General features: G+C 71.3%; 17 protein-coding genes. 12 read left to right on the forward strand and 5 right to left on the reverse strand.

Translation table 11 applies throughout. The features are described from left to right. Positions 1-157 precede the first annotated feature (157 nt). Together HD594_RS08980 and HD594_RS08985 are read left to right on the forward strand one after the other, a co-directional pair. A complete protein-coding gene (locus HD594_RS08980; RefSeq protein WP_184750647.1) occupies positions 158-526 on the forward strand; it encodes an FKBP-type peptidyl-prolyl cis-trans isomerase in 369 nt (122 codons plus the stop codon). A gap of 135 nt (positions 527-661) precedes the next feature. Then, positions 662-1,225 carry a YceI family protein gene (locus HD594_RS08985; protein WP_184750648.1) on the forward strand — a complete coding sequence of 188 codons (564 nt, stop codon included), beginning with the start codon at positions 662-664 and terminating at the stop codon, positions 1,223-1,225. On the opposite strand, the gene HD594_RS08990 is transcribed toward HD594_RS08985, so the two are convergent. Continuing rightward, entirely contained in the window at positions 1,188-2,201 is a 1,014-nt protein-coding gene (locus tag HD594_RS08990; RefSeq protein WP_184750649.1) for a DMT family transporter, read from the reverse strand. The two genes, HD594_RS08985 and HD594_RS08990, sit on opposite strands and share 38 nt — an antisense overlap. 228 nt (positions 2,202-2,429) lie before the next feature. Between HD594_RS08990 and rpsO the strand changes: the two genes are divergently transcribed. Continuing rightward, complete coding sequence (gene rpsO / locus HD594_RS08995) at positions 2,430-2,699, forward strand: 30S ribosomal protein S15 (protein WP_029145701.1); 270 nt, start codon at positions 2,430-2,432, stop codon at positions 2,697-2,699. A gap of 71 nt (positions 2,700-2,770) precedes the next feature. Here the strand turns inward: rpsO and HD594_RS09000 are convergent, their stop codons facing one another. Next, entirely contained in the window at positions 2,771-3,802 is a 1,032-nt protein-coding gene (locus HD594_RS09000; RefSeq protein ID WP_184750650.1) for an isopenicillin N synthase family dioxygenase, read from the reverse strand. Between the two features lie 195 nt (positions 3,803-3,997). Here HD594_RS09000 and efeU point away from each other — a divergent pair, with 195 nt between their 5' ends. The 6 genes from efeU (at position 3,998) to HD594_RS09030 (ending at position 10,301) form a co-directional block, all read left to right on the forward strand. Then, positions 3,998-4,975 carry an iron uptake transporter permease EfeU gene (efeU, locus tag HD594_RS09005; RefSeq protein ID WP_184750651.1) on the forward strand — a complete coding sequence of 326 codons (978 nt, stop codon included), beginning with the start codon at positions 3,998-4,000 and terminating at the stop codon, positions 4,973-4,975. Then, positions 4,972-6,201 (forward strand): iron uptake system protein EfeO, encoded by a 1,230-nt coding sequence (efeO, locus tag HD594_RS09010; RefSeq protein WP_184750652.1) that lies wholly within the window; start codon positions 4,972-4,974, stop codon positions 6,199-6,201. Before efeU ends, efeO begins: the two co-directional genes overlap by 4 nt. Position 6,202: 1 nt before the next feature. Continuing rightward, complete coding sequence (efeB, locus tag HD594_RS09015) at positions 6,203-7,471, forward strand: iron uptake transporter deferrochelatase/peroxidase subunit (RefSeq protein ID WP_184750653.1); 1,269 nt, start codon at positions 6,203-6,205, stop codon at positions 7,469-7,471. A 199-nt stretch (positions 7,472-7,670) separates the two neighbouring features. Then, the gene (locus tag HD594_RS09020) at positions 7,671-8,879 is read left to right on the forward strand and encodes an LLM class flavin-dependent oxidoreductase (RefSeq protein ID WP_184752718.1); all 1,209 of its coding nucleotides are present in this window, start codon (positions 7,671-7,673) and stop codon (positions 8,877-8,879) included. Further along, on the forward strand, positions 8,876-9,523 hold the full coding sequence (locus tag HD594_RS09025; protein WP_184750654.1) for an FMN reductase: 648 nt from the start codon (positions 8,876-8,878) through the stop codon (positions 9,521-9,523). The genes HD594_RS09020 and HD594_RS09025 overlap by 4 nt, the downstream gene beginning before the upstream one ends. Positions 9,524-9,530: 7 nt before the next feature. Next, a complete protein-coding gene (locus HD594_RS09030) occupies positions 9,531-10,301 on the forward strand; it encodes a fructosamine kinase family protein (protein WP_184750655.1) in 771 nt (256 codons plus the stop codon). A gap of 33 nt (positions 10,302-10,334) precedes the next feature. Here HD594_RS09030 and HD594_RS09035 read toward each other — a convergent pair whose 3' ends face one another. After that, positions 10,335-10,928 (reverse strand): DedA family protein, encoded by a 594-nt coding sequence (locus tag HD594_RS09035; protein WP_184750656.1) that lies wholly within the window; start codon positions 10,926-10,928, stop codon positions 10,335-10,337. Positions 10,929-11,079: 151 nt separating this feature from the next. Between HD594_RS09035 and HD594_RS09040 the strand changes: the two genes are divergently transcribed. Continuing rightward, positions 11,080-13,032 carry a GDSL-type esterase/lipase family protein gene (locus tag HD594_RS09040; protein WP_271171210.1) on the forward strand — a complete coding sequence of 651 codons (1,953 nt, stop codon included), beginning with the start codon at positions 11,080-11,082 and terminating at the stop codon, positions 13,030-13,032. 15 nt (positions 13,033-13,047) lie between these two features. Here the strand turns inward: HD594_RS09040 and HD594_RS09045 are convergent, their stop codons facing one another. Together HD594_RS09045 and HD594_RS09050 are read right to left on the reverse strand one after the other, a co-directional pair. Next, positions 13,048-13,233 carry a hypothetical protein gene (locus HD594_RS09045; RefSeq protein ID WP_184750658.1) on the reverse strand — a complete coding sequence of 62 codons (186 nt, stop codon included), beginning with the start codon at positions 13,231-13,233 and terminating at the stop codon, positions 13,048-13,050. Between the two features lie 3 nt (positions 13,234-13,236). Then, on the reverse strand, positions 13,237-13,419 hold the full coding sequence (locus tag HD594_RS09050) for a DUF5302 domain-containing protein (protein ID WP_184750659.1): 183 nt from the start codon (positions 13,417-13,419) through the stop codon (positions 13,237-13,239). Between the two features lie 343 nt (positions 13,420-13,762). Between HD594_RS09050 and HD594_RS09055 the strand changes: the two genes are divergently transcribed. Together HD594_RS09055 and HD594_RS09060 are read left to right on the forward strand one after the other, a co-directional pair. Then, positions 13,763-16,012: a polyribonucleotide nucleotidyltransferase gene (locus tag HD594_RS09055; RefSeq protein ID WP_184750660.1), complete on the forward strand. Its 2,250-nt coding sequence runs from the start codon at positions 13,763-13,765 to the stop codon at positions 16,010-16,012. 261 nt (positions 16,013-16,273) lie between these two features. After that, positions 16,274-17,305: an aldo/keto reductase gene (locus HD594_RS09060; RefSeq protein ID WP_184750661.1), complete on the forward strand. Its 1,032-nt coding sequence runs from the start codon at positions 16,274-16,276 to the stop codon at positions 17,303-17,305. Positions 17,306-17,382 lie beyond the last annotated feature (77 nt).

A 17,382-nucleotide genomic window follows, 5' to 3' on the forward strand; every position in this document is an offset into this window, starting at 1 on the left:
CCGGCGGGGATGATGATGCCAGGTCAACTCAGCGCTCGGGAGTCACGCAGGCATCGCCGCGGCACCGGGCGCTGAGTCTTGTTCCGGACGGGCTCCGGATGCCCGCCGAGAGCGAACAGCCCACGCACGGCCGAGGCGCTCGTGCTTGGATGGAGGCATGAGCGACAACCGCAGCAAGCCCGAGATCGACGCACCCCAGGGCCCGGCTCCCACCGAGCTCGTCGTCCGCGACCTCATCGTCGGCGACGGCGCCGAGGCCAAGGCCGGCGACACCGTCACCGTCCACTACGTCGGCGTCGCGTACGACTCCGGCGAGGAGTTCGACTCCTCGTGGAACCGCGGCGAGACGATCCAGTTCCCCCTGCGCGGCCTCATCCAGGGGTGGCAGGACGGCATCCCCGGCATGAAGGTCGGCGGACGCCGCGAACTCGTCATCCCGCCGCACCTCGCGTACGGTCCCGCCGGCGGGCACTTCCTCGGCGGCAAGACCCTCATCTTCGTCATCGACCTCGTCGCCGTGGGCTGACCCGCCGCACGACGAAGAAGGATGCCGTCCCACGGGGCGGCATCCTTTTTTTCATGCTCGGGAATAGATTCACGTGAATGGTGTTCACCCCTGTCAGACCGGTCGCCCCGCGGCCCCCGACACGAAGGAACACCAATGACCGACACCACCACGATCGACGTCCCCGGCTACAAGGCGGGCACCTGGGTGCTCGACCCGTCGCACAGCGAGGTCACGTTCAGCGTGCGCCACATGATGATCTCGAAGGTGCGCGGCACCTTCGGCGTCAAGAGCGCCACGATCGTCGCCCCCGAGAACCCGCTCGAGGCGACGGTGGAGGCGCACGTGGACGTCGCCTCGATCGACACCAAGGACGAGGGCCGCGACACGCACCTGCGCTCGGGCGACTTCTTCGACGTGGAGAACCACCCCTCGATGACCTTCGTCTCGACCGGCACCCGGTACGAGGGCGGCGAGTTCCTCGTGGACGGCGACCTGACCATCCGCGGCACCACCAAGCCGGCGACCTTCACGCTCGAGTTCGGCGGCTTCGGCACCGACCCGTGGGGCAACTACAAGGCCGGCGCGACGGCCACGACCGTCATCGACCGCGAGGACTTCGGCCTCACGTGGAACGCCGCGCTCGAGACCGGCGGCGTCCTCGTCGGCAAGGACGTCACCATCAGCCTCGACCTGCAGGGCGCCCTTCAGCAGTCCTGATCGTGTCCGGCGGGGCGGCCGCCCCCACCCGCCCCGCCGGATCGCGGCGGCGCCGGAGCCGCAGCCGGTTCTGGGCGAGCAGGATGCCGAGGAACACCACGAGTGCTCCCATCGGCTCGTTCCAGCCGAGCTGCTCGCCCAGGACCACTGCTCCGAGCGCGACGCCGACGACCGGCGTGATGTACGTCACGGTCGACGCCCGCGTGGGGCCCCACGCGCGGACCGTGTTCTGGTTCCAGATGTAGGCGAAGCCGGTGCCGAAGAACCCAAGCAGCACGACGCTGGCGACGACCCACGGGTCCAGTCGCACCGGCTGCAGTGCGATGACGGGCGCGAGCAGGGTCATGACGACGGCGCCGATGCCGATGTTCAGGAATGAGAACATCGCCGCGCTCATCCCCGTGTTCGACGCGAACCGGCGCATGTACGCGAGGCTGAAGCCGTAGCAGGCGGTCGCCCCGAGGATCGCGAACTGCGCGACGAGGCTTTGCGAGAAGTCGAGGCCCTGCCACGGCGCGATGATCACGGCGACGCCGAGCATGCCGATGACGATGCCGGCGATCTGCACGGGCTTGAGCTTCTCGGCGCGCAGCACGAGGCCCGCCATGATCGCGGTCATGATCGGGGTGGTGGCGTTGTAGATGCTCGCGAGTCCGCTGGTGACGTGCTGCTGCGCCCACGAGAACAGCAGGTACGGCACGACGCAGAACGTGACGGCGAGCACCGTCATGTGTCCCCACACCCGCGGCGACCGCGGCAGGCGCTCGCGGCGCAGCGCCACGACGAGGCCGAGCGCGATCGCGCCGAGCGCCAGCCGCGACCACGCGACCTGCGTCGGCGAGATCCCGGTGAGGGCGACCGCGATGAACAGGAAGCTGGACCCCCACACGAGGCCGGCGAGCGCGAACTGGATCGCGACGGACGCGTTCGGCGTCGTTCGCGTCTGCGCCGTGGCAGGGGTCGAGGCGGTGGTCACGTGGGGGACTCTAGCCCCGGGCGGGGGCGGGCTCGACGCCTGCGGGATGCGACGTCCGAAATCCGCCGATGCGTGCCCGTCGCGCTACGGTCGACCGGGTGTCGGGGGATTCGCTCCGCGCTTCGCCGACTGGTAGACTCTTCAGGTTGCCGTTAGATCGGCCGCGGATAAAGAGAGCTCACGCATCAGGCGTCGGGCACCGCGCAACGACGAGAAAGGGGATCACCTATGGCACTGGATGCAGACGTCAAGAAGGCGATCATCGAAGAGTACGCGACGCACCCCGGTGACACCGGATCCCCCGAGGTGCAGGTCGCGATGCTGACGCAGCGCATCAAGGACCTCACCGAGCACCTCAAGGAGCACAAGCACGACCACCACTCGCGTCGTGGCCTGTTCCTGCTCGTCGGTCAGCGCCGCCGTCTGCTCGGCTACCTCCAGGACATCGACATCGAGCGCTACCGCTCGCTGATCGAGCGCCTGGGGCTCCGCCGCTAAGGCACGCGACCCAGCGTTCAATCGCGCAGAACTTCTTCCGAAGGCCGCCCCACGGTGTGGGGCGGCCTTCGTCATGCCTGGGTGTGCTCCGGGGTGCCTCGCGCGGCCAGCAGATCTGCGTGCCAGCGCTCGGCGACGTCGGGGTGTGCGCGCAGGCGCGACTTCAGGGCGTTCTCGCCGTGCAGATCGTGAATGGGGTTCGCCGGATCGCGCGTGACGCCGCGGGCCTGCGCGGCGAGCTCCGGCGGGAGATCGATGACGGGGAAGCGCGCGTCCAGCGACGGGTTGAAGAAGAACGGGATCGAGATCCGGTCGTCGGGGAAGGCGGGGGAGACCACGCGATGGTTCGTGGCCGTGAGATAGCCCCCGGTCGCGTGCTCCAGCATCTCGCCGATGTTCACCACGAAGGCCCCCGGCACCGGCGGCGCATCCACCCACGCACCGTCCCGCTCGACCTGCAGGCCGCCCTTGCCGGGCTCCACCCACAGCAGCGTGAGCACGCCGGAGTCCTTGTGGGCGCCGACCCCCTGCGCGGGCTCCGGGTCGTCGACACCCGGATACCGCACCACCTTGAGCAGGGTCTGGGGCTCGCCGAAGTGACGGTCGAAGTAGTCCTCGTCGGCGCCGAGCGAGAGTGCCCACGCGCGCAGCAGCCGGCGTGAGACGCCGGAGAGGTGATCGACCCACTCCTCCGTGACCGCGCGCAGACCGGGCAGCGCCGTCGGCCACAGGTTCGGCCCGATGAGCCGCGCATGGTCGGGAGCGCCCGGATCGTCGACGGCTGTGCGCTCCGGCCCGATGTCGATCTGCTCGCGCCAGTCGACCCGGCCCTGCGTGCGCTCGCCGCCCACGCGCGTGTAGCCGCGGAAGTGCGGGCTGGTGACGTTCTCGATCTCGAGCTTGGCGGCCTCCGGAAGGGCGAAGAACTCCCGCGTCGCGCGCAGCATCCGCTCTTCGAGTGCGGCCGGCACGCCGGTGCCGGTCAGGTAGAAGAAGCCCACCTCGTGGGTCGCGGCGCGCAGCGCCTCGCGGAACGCGGCGGCGGCGTCCGGCCCGCGGTCGAGGTCGGACAGGTCGAGGATCGGGAGCGTGGACTCAGCCATGGAGCGAGGCTAGGTCCGACCGGCTCCGCATGCGGCGAGTGTTGCCTCGTGTGACCGTCGCGTGTGACGTCATGTGTCGCGCGTCGCCGGCGGGTCGGCGGGCGCGGATTAGACGCAGCGCGATCATCGAGGTACTCTCGTGGGCGGTAAGGTGAGCCTTACCTGACTCCATGACCGCTACCGAGGAGAGAAGCTGTGCTCGCCACGTTCCTGATCGGACTCCGCGAGGGCCTCGAGGCCGCGCTGGTGGTCGGCATCCTCGTCGCGTATCTCACGCGCCTCGGCCGGCGCGACGTGCTGCCCCGCCTGTGGGCGGGCGTCGGCCTCGCCGTCGGCCTCGCGCTCGCGATCGGCGCCGTCCTGACGTTCGGCGCGTACAGCCTGACCTTCCAGGCGCAGGAGATCCTCGGCGGCACGCTGTCGCTGGTCGCGGTCGGCATGGTCACGTGGATGATCTTCTGGATGCAGCGCACCGCGCGCACCATGAAGAAGACGCTCGAGGGCGGCATCGACCGCGCACTCGCGCAGGGGAGCATGTGGGCGCTGGTCGTCCTCGGCTTCGTCTCCGTCGCGCGCGAGGGTGTGGAGTCCGCGCTTCTGCTGTGGTCGATGGTGGAGTCCTTCGGCGATGCGCCGGCGGCGCTGACCGGCGCCGTGCTCGGCATCGCCGTCTCGGTCGCGGCGGGCTACTTCATCGCGAAGGGCGCGCTGCGGCTGAACCTGCGCGTCTTCTTCACGTGGACCGGGGCCTTCCTCGTCATCGTCGCCGCCGGCGTCCTCGCCTACGCGATCCACGACCTGCAGGAGGCCGCCGTCCTTCCGGGCCCCTTCACGGCCGGCGCTCCGGTCGACCCGGTCACCGGCGCCGTCGCGGTCGGCTGGGCGGGCTTCCCGTTCGGCTGGGCGTTCGACCTCAGCGGGGTCATCGCGCCCGGCAGCGCCATCGCGGTCATCCTCCAGGCGATCGTCGGCTTCATGCCCCAGATGACCTGGCTCCAGGTCATCGCCTGGGTGCTGTACGTCGCCATCGTCGGCACCTCCTACCTGCGCGGCGTGCGCGGACCCGAGCGCGCCGCGCGCCCGGCGCCCGCTGTCGCGCCGGCATCCGTCCCCCCGTCCCCCCACATGCGAGACGCGCTCGTCTCCTCAGCTTCCACAGAAGGAGCCCGATGACCCCCCACCGGACCCTTGGTGCCCTCTCGATCGCCGCCGTCGCCGCCCTCGCGCTGGCCGGCTGCGTCGCGAAGGCGGACCTCGCCGCCGCCGAAGGCATCGCCGTGACCTCGACCGCCGACGCGTGCGAGGTCTCCACCGCCGAGATCACGAGCGGCACGGTCGCCTTCGACGTGCAGAACGAGGGCGACCAGATCACCGAGTTCTACGTGCTGGCCTCGGACGGCCTGCGGATCGTCGGCGAGGTCGAGAACATCGCCCCCGGGACGTCGCGCACGCTCAGCATGGTCGCGCAGCCGGGGGAGTACATCACGCTGTGCAAGCCCGGCATGATCGGCGAGGGTGTCGGCCGCGCCGCGTTCACGGTTTCGGGCGAGGCCGTCGCCGTCGACGAGACGGACTCCGAGCGCAAGGACGAGGCCGTCGCGCTATACGCGGCGTTCGTCAAGGACCAGGTCAGCCGCCTCGTGCCGGCCGTCGAGGAGTTCGCTGCGGCGTACGCCTCGGGCGACGACGAGACCGCCCGCGAGCAGTTCCCGCAGGTGCGCGCGTACTACGAGCGCATCGAGCCGGTCGCCGAGGCGCTGGGCGACCTCGACCCGCGCATCGACTACCGCGAAGTCGACGCCGTCGCCGAGGGCCTGGACTGGACCGGCTTCCACCGCATCGAGAAGGACCTGTGGGTCCCCGCCGAGGACGCCCTCAACTCCGACGGCGAAACGCCGGCGTGGCAGGACTGGTCCCCGTCGACCGACGAGGAGCGCGCCCTCTACGCGGACCTGCTCGTCGCCGACATCGCGGAGCTCTACGCCTACGTCCACTCGGACGACTTCCTCGACGCCCTCGCGTCGCAGGGCGTCGCGGGTCTCTCCAACGGCGCGATCGCGCTGCTCGACGAGGTCGCGACCGGCAAGATCACCGGCGAAGAGGACTGGTGGTCGGGAACCGACCTGTGGGACTTCGCCGCCAACGTCGAGGGCTCGAAGATGGCGTTCTCGCTCGTGCGCGACATCGCGGCCGACTCCGGGGACGCCGGCGCCGCGCTCGTCGACGACATCGACGGCGGCTACGCCGCGCTCGAGGAGGCCCTGGCCGCCCACGGATCGCTCGAGACGGGCTTCGTGTCGTTCCCGACGCTCACCGACGCCGAGAAGCGCGAGCTGTCGGACCTCATCAACGTGCTGGCCGAGCCGCTCTCGCAGCTGACGGCCACGATTCTGGAGTGACGTGACCGTCGACCAGTCGCCGACCCCGCACGAAGGACTCTCCCGTCGCGGGCTGATCGGCCTCGCGCTGGGAGCCGGAGCCGCAGGCATCGCCGTCGGCGCCGGCGCCGGCGTCGCGGCGGCCGCCGCCGTGCGCGCGGGGCAGGACGGCGGCGCGGCATCCGCCTACGACTTCCATGGGAGCCACCAGGCCGGGATCACCACGCCGGTGCAGGATCACCTGCACTTCGCGTCGTTCGACATGATGGCCGGCGCGGACCGCGACGACCTGATCACGCTGCTGCAGGACTGGTCCTACGCCGCCGCGCGCATCACGCAGGGTCTCGACGTCAGCGCCACCGGCGCGGTCGGCGGGTCGCCGCAGGCGCCGCCGGATGACACCGGCGAGGCGCTCGGCCTCGCCGCCAGCGGCCTGACGATCACGTTCGGCTTCGGACCGGCGCTGTTCGAGAAGGACGGCGTCGACCGCTTCGGCATCGCCGCGCGGCGCCCGGCCGAGCTCGAGCGGCTGCCCGCGTTCCTCGGCGACGATCTGGATCCCGGCGCCTCCGACGGAGACCTGTGCATCCAGGCGTGCGCCGACGACCCCCAGGTCGCCGTGCACGCCGTGCGCAACCTCACCCGCATCGCGTTCGGGCGGGCACGTCTGCGGTGGTCGCAGCTGGGCTTCGGGCGGACGTCCCGCACGACGCAGGTGCAGCAGACGCCGCGCAACCTCTTCGGGTTCAAGGACGGCACCGCCAACATCCTCGCGGACGACACCGAGGCGCTCGACGAGCACGTGTGGGTCGGCGCGCAGGACGAGCCGGCGTGGATGGCGGGCGGGTCGTATCTCGTCGCGCGAAAGATCGCGATGCTGATCGAGACGTGGGATCGCGTCCAGCTGGCCGAGCAGGAGACGATCGTCGGGCGCACGAAGGGCACCGGCGCTCCGCTATCGGGCGGGGACGAGTTCACCGAGCCCGACTTCAGCGGCGACGCGATGCCCGAGACCAGCCACGTGCGCCTCGCGCACCCGGACTTCAACGGCGGCAACCGGATCCTCCGGCGCGGGTACAACTACGTCGACGGCAACAACACGCTCGGGCGCCTCGATGCTGGCCTGTTCTTCCTGTCGTTCCAGCGCAGCCCGAGCCAGTTCGTCCAGCTGCAGCGCGCGCTGTCGACCGACGTGATGAACGAGTATCTGCGCCATGTCGGGTCGGGCCTGTGGGCGGTTCCGCCGGGCGTGACGGCCGGCTCGTACATCGGCGAGGGTCTGTTCGCCTAGCCCGCAGCCGTTGCGCTCGATCGGTGCGGCCGGCTCTCCGAGCGCGGTTCGAGCCGTTCCCGCCGTGCGCCCGTCGGCGCGTCGGGAATAGTCTCAGGTTCACCGCGTTGGACGAGGTATATTCATTTGCATGGATCTGCCCGTCGGGTGGATCGGAGAGCGGAGATCGATCGTGAACGACAGCACCAGCTGGCCGGGGATGCAGTTCGGCATCTTCACGGTCAGCGACATCACGCAGGACCCGACGAACGGGACCACGCCCAGCGAAGCCGAGCGCATCCGGGCGACCCTCGCCATCGCCAAGCACGCCGAAGAGGTCGGCCTCGACGTCTTCGCCCTCGGGGAGCACCACAACCCGCCGTTCTGGTCGTCATCGCCCACGACCACCCTCGCCTACATCGCCGCCCAGACCGAGCGCCTCGTGCTCTCGACGGCGACGACGCTGATCACGACGAACGACCCGGTGAAGATCGCCGAGGACTACGCCATGCTGCAGCACGTGTCCGGCGGCCGCGCCGACCTCATGATCGGCCGCGGCAACACCGGGCCGGTCTACCCGTGGTTCGGCAAGGACATCCGCCAGGGGCTGCCGATCGCCATCGAGAGCTACAACCTGCTCCACCGCCTGTGGCACGAGGACGTCGTGGACTGGGAGGGGAAGTTCCGCACACCGCTGCAGGGCTTCACCTCGACGCCGCGGCCCCTCGACGGTGTGGCGCCGTTCGTGTGGCACGGCTCGATCCGCACCCCCGAGATCGCCGAGCAGGCCGCGTACTACGGCGACGGCTTCTTCGCGAACAACATCTTCTGGCCCAAGGAGCACTACCAGCGCCTCATCACGCTGTACCGCCAGCGCTACGCGCACTACGGCCACGGCACGCCCGAGCAGGCGATCGTGGGCCTCGGCGGCCAGGTGTTCATGCGGGCCAACTCGCAGGACGCCGTGCGCGAGTTCCGTCCCTACTTCGACAACGCCCCCGTCTACGGCCACGGCCCGAGCCTCGAGGACTTCAGTGACATGACGCCGCTGACGGTCGGCTCGCCCCAGCAGGTCATCGACCGGTACGCGGCCATGCGCGACCACTTCGGCGACTACCAGCGCCAGCTGTTCCTCATCGACCACGCGGGGCTGCCCCTGAAGACCGTGCTCGAGCAGCTCGACATCCTGGGCGGCGAGGTCGTCCCGGTGCTGCGCAAGGAGCTCGCGAAGAACCGCCCCGCCGAGGTCCCCGACGCCCCGACGCACGCGAACCGCGTCGCGGCCGCGTACGGCGACGGGCCCGCGCGCCAGGCCGTGCCCGGCGCGAACCGCGGCGACAACCTGACGGCCGGGTCGCCGTACCAGGACTCCCGTCCGGCCGCCGGGTCCGCCTTCGGCTCGGCCGCCACCAAGGCGGGTGCGCGATGACCGCCGCCCGCCGCATCGCCGTCGTCTCGGCCGGCCTGTCGAACCCCTCGTCGACCCGGATGCTCGCCGACCGCCTGGCGGCCGCCACCGCCGCCGAGCTGACCGAGCGGGGCATCGACGTCGAGGTCGACGTGTTCGAGCTGAGGGACCACGCGCACGACATCACCAACAATCTGCTGACGGGCTTCGCGCCGCCGGCGCTGGAGTCGGTCATCAACGCGGTCGTGTCCGCCGATGCGATCATCGCGGTGACGCCCATCTTCTCGACCAGCTACTCGGGTCTGTTCAAGGCCTTCATCGACGTGATCGATCCCGACGCCCTCACCGGCAAGCCCGTGCTCATCGGCGCCAACGCGGGCAGTGCCCGCCACTCGCTCGCGATCGACTACGCCATCCGGCCGCTGTTCACCTACCTCCACGCCGAACCGGTGTCGACCGGGGTGTTCGCCGCCTCCAGCGACTGGGGCGGGGCGGCCGACGAGGTCGCACCGCTCAGCGCGCGCATCGAGCGCGGTGCGCGGGAGCTGGCCGAAGCGATCGCGCGACACGACGCCGCCGCGGTGACCGATCCGTTCGCGCCCGAGAGCTACCTCGGCGAGGGCCGCTCCTTCGGTCACCTCCTGGGCGGTCTCGCGGGGGAGTAGGCCGCGCGTGACCGCCGTCGTCAAGACGAACCCCGCAGCCCCCGCCGGCTTCTTCGAGGCCGAAGCGGCGGGCCTGCGGTGGCTCGCGGATGCCGAGGCGCGCGGCGGAGCGCGGGTGGCGCGTGTCGACGAGGTGGGACCGGGTCGGATCGCGATCCGCCGCGTCGCCCCCGCCCGGCCGGATGCCGCCGCCGCGCGCGCGTTCGGCGCGGCGCTGGCGAGGACCCACGACGCCGGCGCGGCGGCCTTCGGTGCGGCCGCCGACGGGTGGACGGGTCCGAACTTCATCGGCCGGCTCGCTCAGGCGTGCGTGCCGACCGACGCGTGGGGCGTGTTCTACGCGCGCGACCGCGTGGCGGCGTTCCTTCCCGGGGCGCGCGACGCCGGGAACCTGGGCGCGGCAGACACGCGGGTCGTCGAGCGCGCGTGCGAGCTGGTCGGATCCGGCGTCTTCGACGACACCGACCCGCCGGCGCGCCTGCACGGCGACCTGTGGAGCGGGAACGTGCTGTGGTCGCCCGGCGGCGTCGTGATGATCGATCCGGCGGCCCACGGCGGCCACGGCGAGACCGACCTGGCGATGCTCGCGCTGTTCGGGTGCCCCTTCCTGGACGAGATCGTCGCCGGCTACCAGGACGTCCATCCGCTCCCGGCGGGCCGCGACGACCGGGTTCCCGTGCACCAGCTGCATCCGCTCGCCGTGCATGCGGTCGGGCACGGCCGGGCGTACGGCGCCGCTCTGGCGGATGCCGCGCTGCGCACGCTCGCCCTCGCCTGACGGCCTCCGCCTCGACGCCCGACGGCGCGGCGGCTACGCGCGCGGGCGGGTCGCGCGGGACAGCACGGTGTCCAGCACCAGTCCGAGCGCGACCGCGACGACGATCGACACCAGGACGGCCACCAGCGGTCCCCCCGGGACGATGCGGGCCACGAGTGCTCCGACCAGGGCCTGGTAGACCGCCCACGCGCACGCGGCGAGTCCGGCGACGGCGAGGTGCCGCGGCGCCGGCAGACGCGTCGCCCCGGCGGTGATGTTCACCGCGAGGCGGGCGAACGGGATGAAGCGGGCCGTGAACAGCACCGCGCCGAGCCGCTGATCCATGCGGGTGCGCGCCCACGCGAACGCGCGCTGCACGCGTCGTGTGCGCATCCAGCGCCAGCGGTGCAGCCCGACGGTGCGTCCGATCAGATAGCAGGCGGCATCGCCGGTGAACGCCGCAGCGGCGGCGACGGCGATCACCGCCGCCAGCGGCGGGTGCCCGATCGTGACGGCCAGGGCGCCGAAGGCGGTCACGGCCGCCTCTCCCGGCACGACGACGAGGAACGCGTCGCCGAGCACCAGGACATAGAGCAGCGGAAGCGCCCACGGCCCGTTCGCGAGCTGTGCCAGGGCCTCGTCGATCACGCGATTCTTGTACCAGGCGTGGATGAACGGCGACGGAACGGCACCCGACCGGTGACCGTTCCGGGTGCATCCGGTGAACACTCGGCGACGGCGCGGCGATCGGTCATCCGGCGTGTCGGGGAGCCGTCAACCTGGTGTCGTGAGAGTCGCGGTGCTTGCTGAATCCTTCCTCCCGCACATGAACGGCGTGACCGGGTCGGTGCTCCACGTCCTGCGTCACCTGGCCGATGCCGGCCACGAGACGCTCGTCATCGCCCCCAAGGCCGGCGACATCGAGGCCGACCTGCACGGCGCCCAGACGGCGCTGCTGCGCTCGGTCCCGCTGCCGAGCTATCCCGAGGTGCGGGTCGTGTTCGCCCGCGCCGCCCACCTCACCGAGATCCTGCGCTCGTTCGCGCCCGACGTCGTGCACCTGGCCTCGCCGTTCGTGCTCGGGTGGCAGGGTCTCGCGGCCGCCGACGCGCTGCGGATCCCCACCGTCGCGGTCTACCAGACGGATGTGATCGCGTACGCCGAGAAGTACGGGATGCCGCGCGCCACGGCGCTGGTGTCCTCGCACATCGCGCGCCTGCACCGGCGCGCGACCGTCACGCTCGCTCCCAGCGCCGCCTCCATGCGGCAGCTTTCGGACCTCGGCGTGGACCGTCTGCGGCTGTGGGGGCGCGGCGTGGACGCCGAGCGCTTCTCGCCGCTGCGCCGCAGCGAGACCTGGCGCGAGCAGATCGCGGACGGGCGCACGGTCATCGGCTACGTCGGCCGTCTCGCGCCCGAGAAGCAGGTCGCCGACCTCGCAGCGCTCGCCGGCATCCCCGGCACCCGGCTCGTCATCGTCGGCGACGGGCCGTCCCGGGCCGGGCTCGAGGCGTCGATCCCCGATGCGGCCTTCCTCGGTCATCTCACCGGCGCGGCGCTCGCCGAGGCGATGGCCGGGTTCGACGTGTTCGTCCACCCCGGCGAGAGTGAGACGTTCGGACAGACGATCCAGGAGGCGCTCGCCAGCGGCGTGCCGGTCGTCGCCACCGGCGTGGGCGGGCCGGTGGACCTCGTCCGGTCGAGCATCGACGGCTGGCTCTACCGCCCCGGCGACCTCGACGACATGCGCCGCCGCGTCGAGGATCTCGTGGGCGACCCGGCCAAGCGGATCGCGTTCGGCGCCGCCGCGCGCGACGCGATGACGGACCGCTCATGGGCGCGCACCGTCGATCGCCTCACCGGGCACTACCGGCAGGCGATCCGGCTGCGCGCGATGGACGACAGCCTGCTCGTGCGGGGCACGCAGCGCCCGGACCCTGCCGAGCACGTCGAGCCGCCCCAGTCGTGGCGGCGCTTCGTCGCCCTCGGCGACTCGCTCACCGAAGGCCTGTGCGACTCGTCGCGCATGAACGCGGGCGAGTACCGCGGATGGGCCGATCGCCTCGCGCAGCTCCTCGCGCACGGGCAGAACGGGCCGTTCCGCTACGCCAATCTCGCGGTGCGCAGCCGAAGGGTCGCCGATCTGGTCGAGCAGCAGGTTCCGGCGGCGCTCGCGCTGCGCCCCGACCTCGTGTCGATCCTCATCGGCGCGAACGACCTCGTAGGCACCGCGGTGGACCCGGCCGCACTCGCGGCACGCGTCGAGGGCGCGGTGCGGCGGCTGCGTGAGGCCGGCGCGGACGTCTTGCTTGTGACGACCTTCCTCCCGCCGCGGCGTGCGGCGAAGCTCTTCGCCCGTCGCTTCGGCGAGTACAACGTGCACCTGCGCCGGATCGCGGACCAGACCGGAGCGCGCCTGGTCGACATCGAACCGCAGCCGGCCATGCGCGAGTCGGCGATGTGGGCCGACGATCGCGTGCACCTCCGGTCCGGAGGACACCGGTTCCTGGCCTATCGCGCCGCGGCGGCGCTGGGGGTGCCGGATGCGGTCGAGCTGGCCGACCTCGACGCGGTCCTGCACTCCGAGGAGGACGAGCCGGCCAACCCGAGCGGGTGGTTCACGCGGGACGCCCTGCCGTGGGTGTGGCGGCGGCTGCGGGGCCGCACGGCCGGCGACGGACTGTCGGCCAAGCACGACGGGTACGTCGTGATCGGGCGCGGCGAGGTTCGCACCGAGACCCGCACCGGCTGAACCCGGCGCGCGTCGTCACTCGGAGGGGTCGAGGTCGCCGGCTTCGATCGCCGACTCGCGCTCCTCGCTCTCGAGGTCGTCCTCGTCCTCCTCGACCCGCTCGCCGGCGTCGAGGGTCGGCGGAGGAAGTTCGAGTTCGACGTCGTCGTCCAGCGGCACCTCCCGCTCGTCGTCGAGGTTGCGCTCGCGGAAGTCGCTCATCGCTCAGCCGCTCTTCCGCCGGAACTCGCGTTTGGTCATCGCCGCGTGCGTGTGGTGGATGGCGGAATCGCCGTCGAGGTGGGCCTCGCCCTCGCGATGGTGGGCGTTCTTCGCCTCGAGTGCTTCCTTGAACTTGCGCTTGACGTCCTCGGATGCCGCGCCCGGGGCCTTTCCGTCGGTGCTCATGTCGCCACGATAGGACGGGACCGACCGCTTGACCAGACGGGCGGCCGTGTTCGGGTGTCACGGAATATGGGCTGATCAGGGCCCCGCTGATAGGATCGGTGAGGTTGCCCACGGGCATCCGCTCAATTCAACATGAGCTCACGGAGCAGGCCGGCAGGAAGCTGGTCCCCTGTGGTGGGTTCCCGGGCGCCCGGCATGGTCGTGCGGTGATCTTCTACTGGTGGCCAGCGATGGCGGTACACGCGGCCCTCGGCCGCGCGCTGAGATCTGCCTGTTCCTGCTCCTTCGCATGCTCGCGCGGTCACACGGACCCCGCGAGCCTAAACAAAGAAGGAGGGACCTCTTGGAAGGTCCGGAAATCACCGCCGCCGAAGCCGTCCTCGACAACGGACGATTCGGCACCCGCACGATCCGCTTCGAGACGGGTCGTCTGGCGCAGCAGGCGCAGGGCGCCGTCGCCGCCTACCTCGACGAGGAGACCATGCTCCTGTCGGCCACCAGCGCCGGCAAGCACCCTCGTGAGGGCTTCGACTTCTTCCCGCTGACCGTCGACGTCGAGGAGCGCTCGTACGCCGCCGGCAAGATCCCCGGCTCGTTCTTCCGGCGCGAGGGTCGCCCCTCGACGGACGCGATCCTGGTGTGCCGTCTGATCGACCGCCCGCTGCGCCCGTCGTTCGTCGACGGCCTGCGCAACGAGGTCCAGATCGTCGTCACCGTCCTCTCGATCGCGCCCGGCGAGTTCTATGACGCCCTCGCGATCAACGCGGCATCCGCGTCGACGCAGATCTCGGGTCTGCCCTTCTCGGGTCCGATCGCGGGCGTCCGACTCGCGCTCGTCCCCGGTCACGGCGACCACGAGGACCAGTGGGTCGCGTTCCCGAACACCAAGGTGCTCGAGGAGGCCGTGTTCGACCTGATGGTCGCCGGCCGCGTGCTGCCCGACGGCGACGTCGCGATCATGATGGTCGAGGCCGAGGCCACCGAGCACAGCTGGAACCTCATCAAGGGCGGCGCCACCAAGCCGAGCGAAGAGGTCGTGGCCTCGGGTCTCGAGGCTGCCAAGCCGTTCCTCAAGCAACTCGTCGAGGCCCAGGCCCAGATGGCGGCGACCTCGTCGAAGGAGCCGGGCGTGTACCCGGTGTTCCCGCCCTACTCGCCGGCGACCTACGACTTCGTCGCCGAGCGTGCCTACGGCGAGCTGGTGAACGTCTACCAGATCGCCGACAAGGTCGAGCGACAGAACGCCGACGACGCGATCAAGGACCGTGTCAAGGGCGAGCTCGCCGCCGCCGTCGAGGCGGGTCAGCTGCCCGAGTCGGCACTGGGCGAGTTCGGCGGCGCGTACAAGTCGGTCACCAAGAAGATCGTGCGCGGCCGCATCCTCAGCGAGGGCGTCCGCATCGACGGCCGCGGCCTCGCCGACATCCGTCCGCTCGACGCCGAGGTGCAGGTCATCCCGCGCGTCCACGGCTCGGCGATCTTCCAGCGCGGCGAGACCCAGATCATGGGTGTCACGACGCTGAACATGCTCAAGATGGAGCAGCAGATCGACTCGCTGTCGCCCACGACGAGCAAGCGCTACATGCACCACTACAACTTCCCGCCCTACTCGACCGGTGAGACCGGCCGCGTGGGCAGCCCCAAGCGTCGCGAGATCGGCCACGGCTTCCTCGCGGAGCGTGCGCTGGTCCCGGTGCTGCCGGGCCGCGAGGAGTTCCCGTACGCGATCCGTCAGGTCTCCGAGGCACTCGGCTCCAACGGCTCGACGTCGATGGGCTCGGTGTGCGCCTCGACTCTGTCGCTGCTGAACGCGGGTGTGCCGCTGCGCGCCCCCGTCGCCGGCATCGCGATGGGCCTGGTCTCGGACGAGGTCGACGGCCAGACGCGCTACGCCGCGCTGACCGACATCCTCGGCGCCGAGGACGCCCTCGGCGACATGGACTTCAAGGTCGCCGGCACGAGCGACTTCGTCACCGCGATCCAGCTCGACACGAAGCTCGACGGCATCCCGTCGTCGGTGCTGACCGCCGCGCTGACGCAGGCCAAGGAGGCCCGCCTGACGATCCTCGGCGTGCTGAACGCCGCGATCGACACGCCCGACGAGATGGCGCCGACGGCGCCGCGCGTCATCAGCGTGCAGATCCCCGTCGACAAGATCGGCGAGCTGATCGGCCCCAAGGGCAAGACGATCAACGGCATCCAGGACGAGACCGGCGCCGACATCTCCATCGAGGAGGACGGCACCGTCTACATCGGCGCGACCGACGGCCCGTCGGCCGAGGCCGCCCGCGCCCAGGTCAACGCGATCGCCAACCCCACCAACCCGGAGGTCGGCGAGCAGTTCCTCGGCACGGTCGTGAAGATCGCGACGTTCGGCGCGTTCATCTCGCTCCTGCCCGGCAAGGACGGCCTGCTGCACGTCAGCGAGGTCCGCAAGCTCGCCGGCGGCAAGCGCGTCGAGAACGTCGACGACGTCGTGTCGGTCGGCCAGAAGCTGCTGGTCCGCATCACCAAGGTCGACGACCGCGGCAAGCTGTCGCTGGAGCCGGTGCTCGACGAGGCCGCCTCCGCGGAGGCGCCCGCCGAGGCCTGATCGGCGAAACACGGAGGATGCCCGCCCCACGCGACACGCGAGGGGCGGGCATCCGTCGTTCGCGCGGAATGTCCCCCGAACGGGGGACGATTCCGCGCATATCGAGCGTGTCGTGACCAAAGCGTTACAGGGATTTCACCGAACCGTCGTCTCAATCGCCAGGCCGCGCCCAGCGGGGGCCTAACCTCTTAGTACGTGCCGGGGGGCGCGGGTACGAAGGTACGCGAACCGACCGCAAGGACGGATCGTGGGGGGTGAATCATGGGACCGATCGAGATCGGAGCAGACGCGACGCCGGAGTCGGCGACGCCGTCCACACGCGCGACGCATCCGTCCGCGCCCATCCCCGTCCAGGGCGCGCCGCTGGGCAGCGCTCTGCGGGTCGCTCTGGGTGACGGCGGGGCCGAGATCTTCCCCCTCATCCTCGGGGGAGCGGAGTTCGGCTGGAACGTCGACCTCGAGTCCAGCCACGCGATCCTCGACGCGTACGCCGAGCTGGGCGGCAACGCCGTGCACACCGCCGACAGCTTCTCGGCCGGCCGCAGCGAGCACATCATCGGGCAGTGGCTGCGCTCGCGGGGGACCCGCGACGAGACGGTGCTGATGAACCGCATCGGCGGTCACCCCGACAACCCCGGCCTCGGGCCGGTCAACCTCGTGCGCGCCGTCGAAGCCTCGCTCACGCGGCTGGGCACCGACCGCATCGATGTGCTGTACCTCGACGCCACCGTCGACGACGTCACGGCGATGGAGGACACCCTCGCGACGGCCGAATGGCTCGTCGAGGCGGGCAAGGTCCGCGCCGTCGGCGCGACCGGCTACACCGCCGCGCAGCTCGTCGAGGCGCGCATCCTCGTCTCGGCGGGGCTCCCGCGCCTGACGGTGCTCGACGTCCCGTTCAACGTGCTGCGGCGCCACGAATTCGACGCGGACCTGCGTCTGGTCGCCGAGGCGCAGGGCATCGCCGTCACGCCGTCGCACGCTCTCGAGCACGGCTTCCTCGCGGGTCGCTACCGCTCGCGCGCCCGCGGACCGCTGTCGTATCGCGCGGCCCAGCTCGCCGCGAACCTCAACCGCCGCGGCAGCCGGACGCTGCGGGCGCTCGACGCCATCGGCACCCAGCTCGGGGTCCCCGACGCCGCCGTCGCGGTCGGGTGGCTGCTCGCGCAGAAGAGCGTGACCGCGCCGATCATCAACGCGTTCGCACCCGAGCACGTCGAGGAGCTCGTGCAGGGCGTCGGTGTGCGGCTCAGCCGTGCTCAGCTCGCCGACATCGCACGCGTCGCCGAGTAGCTTCTCCACATGTCGCCCCGGGCGGGCGGGTCCCGTCGCGTAGGGTGGAGACGCGCCCCCGCGCGTGTTTCTCCCCC

The sequence above is a fragment of the Microbacterium thalassium genome (assembly GCF_014208045.1).
GTDB lineage: Bacteria > Actinomycetota > Actinomycetes > Actinomycetales > Microbacteriaceae > Microbacterium > Microbacterium thalassium.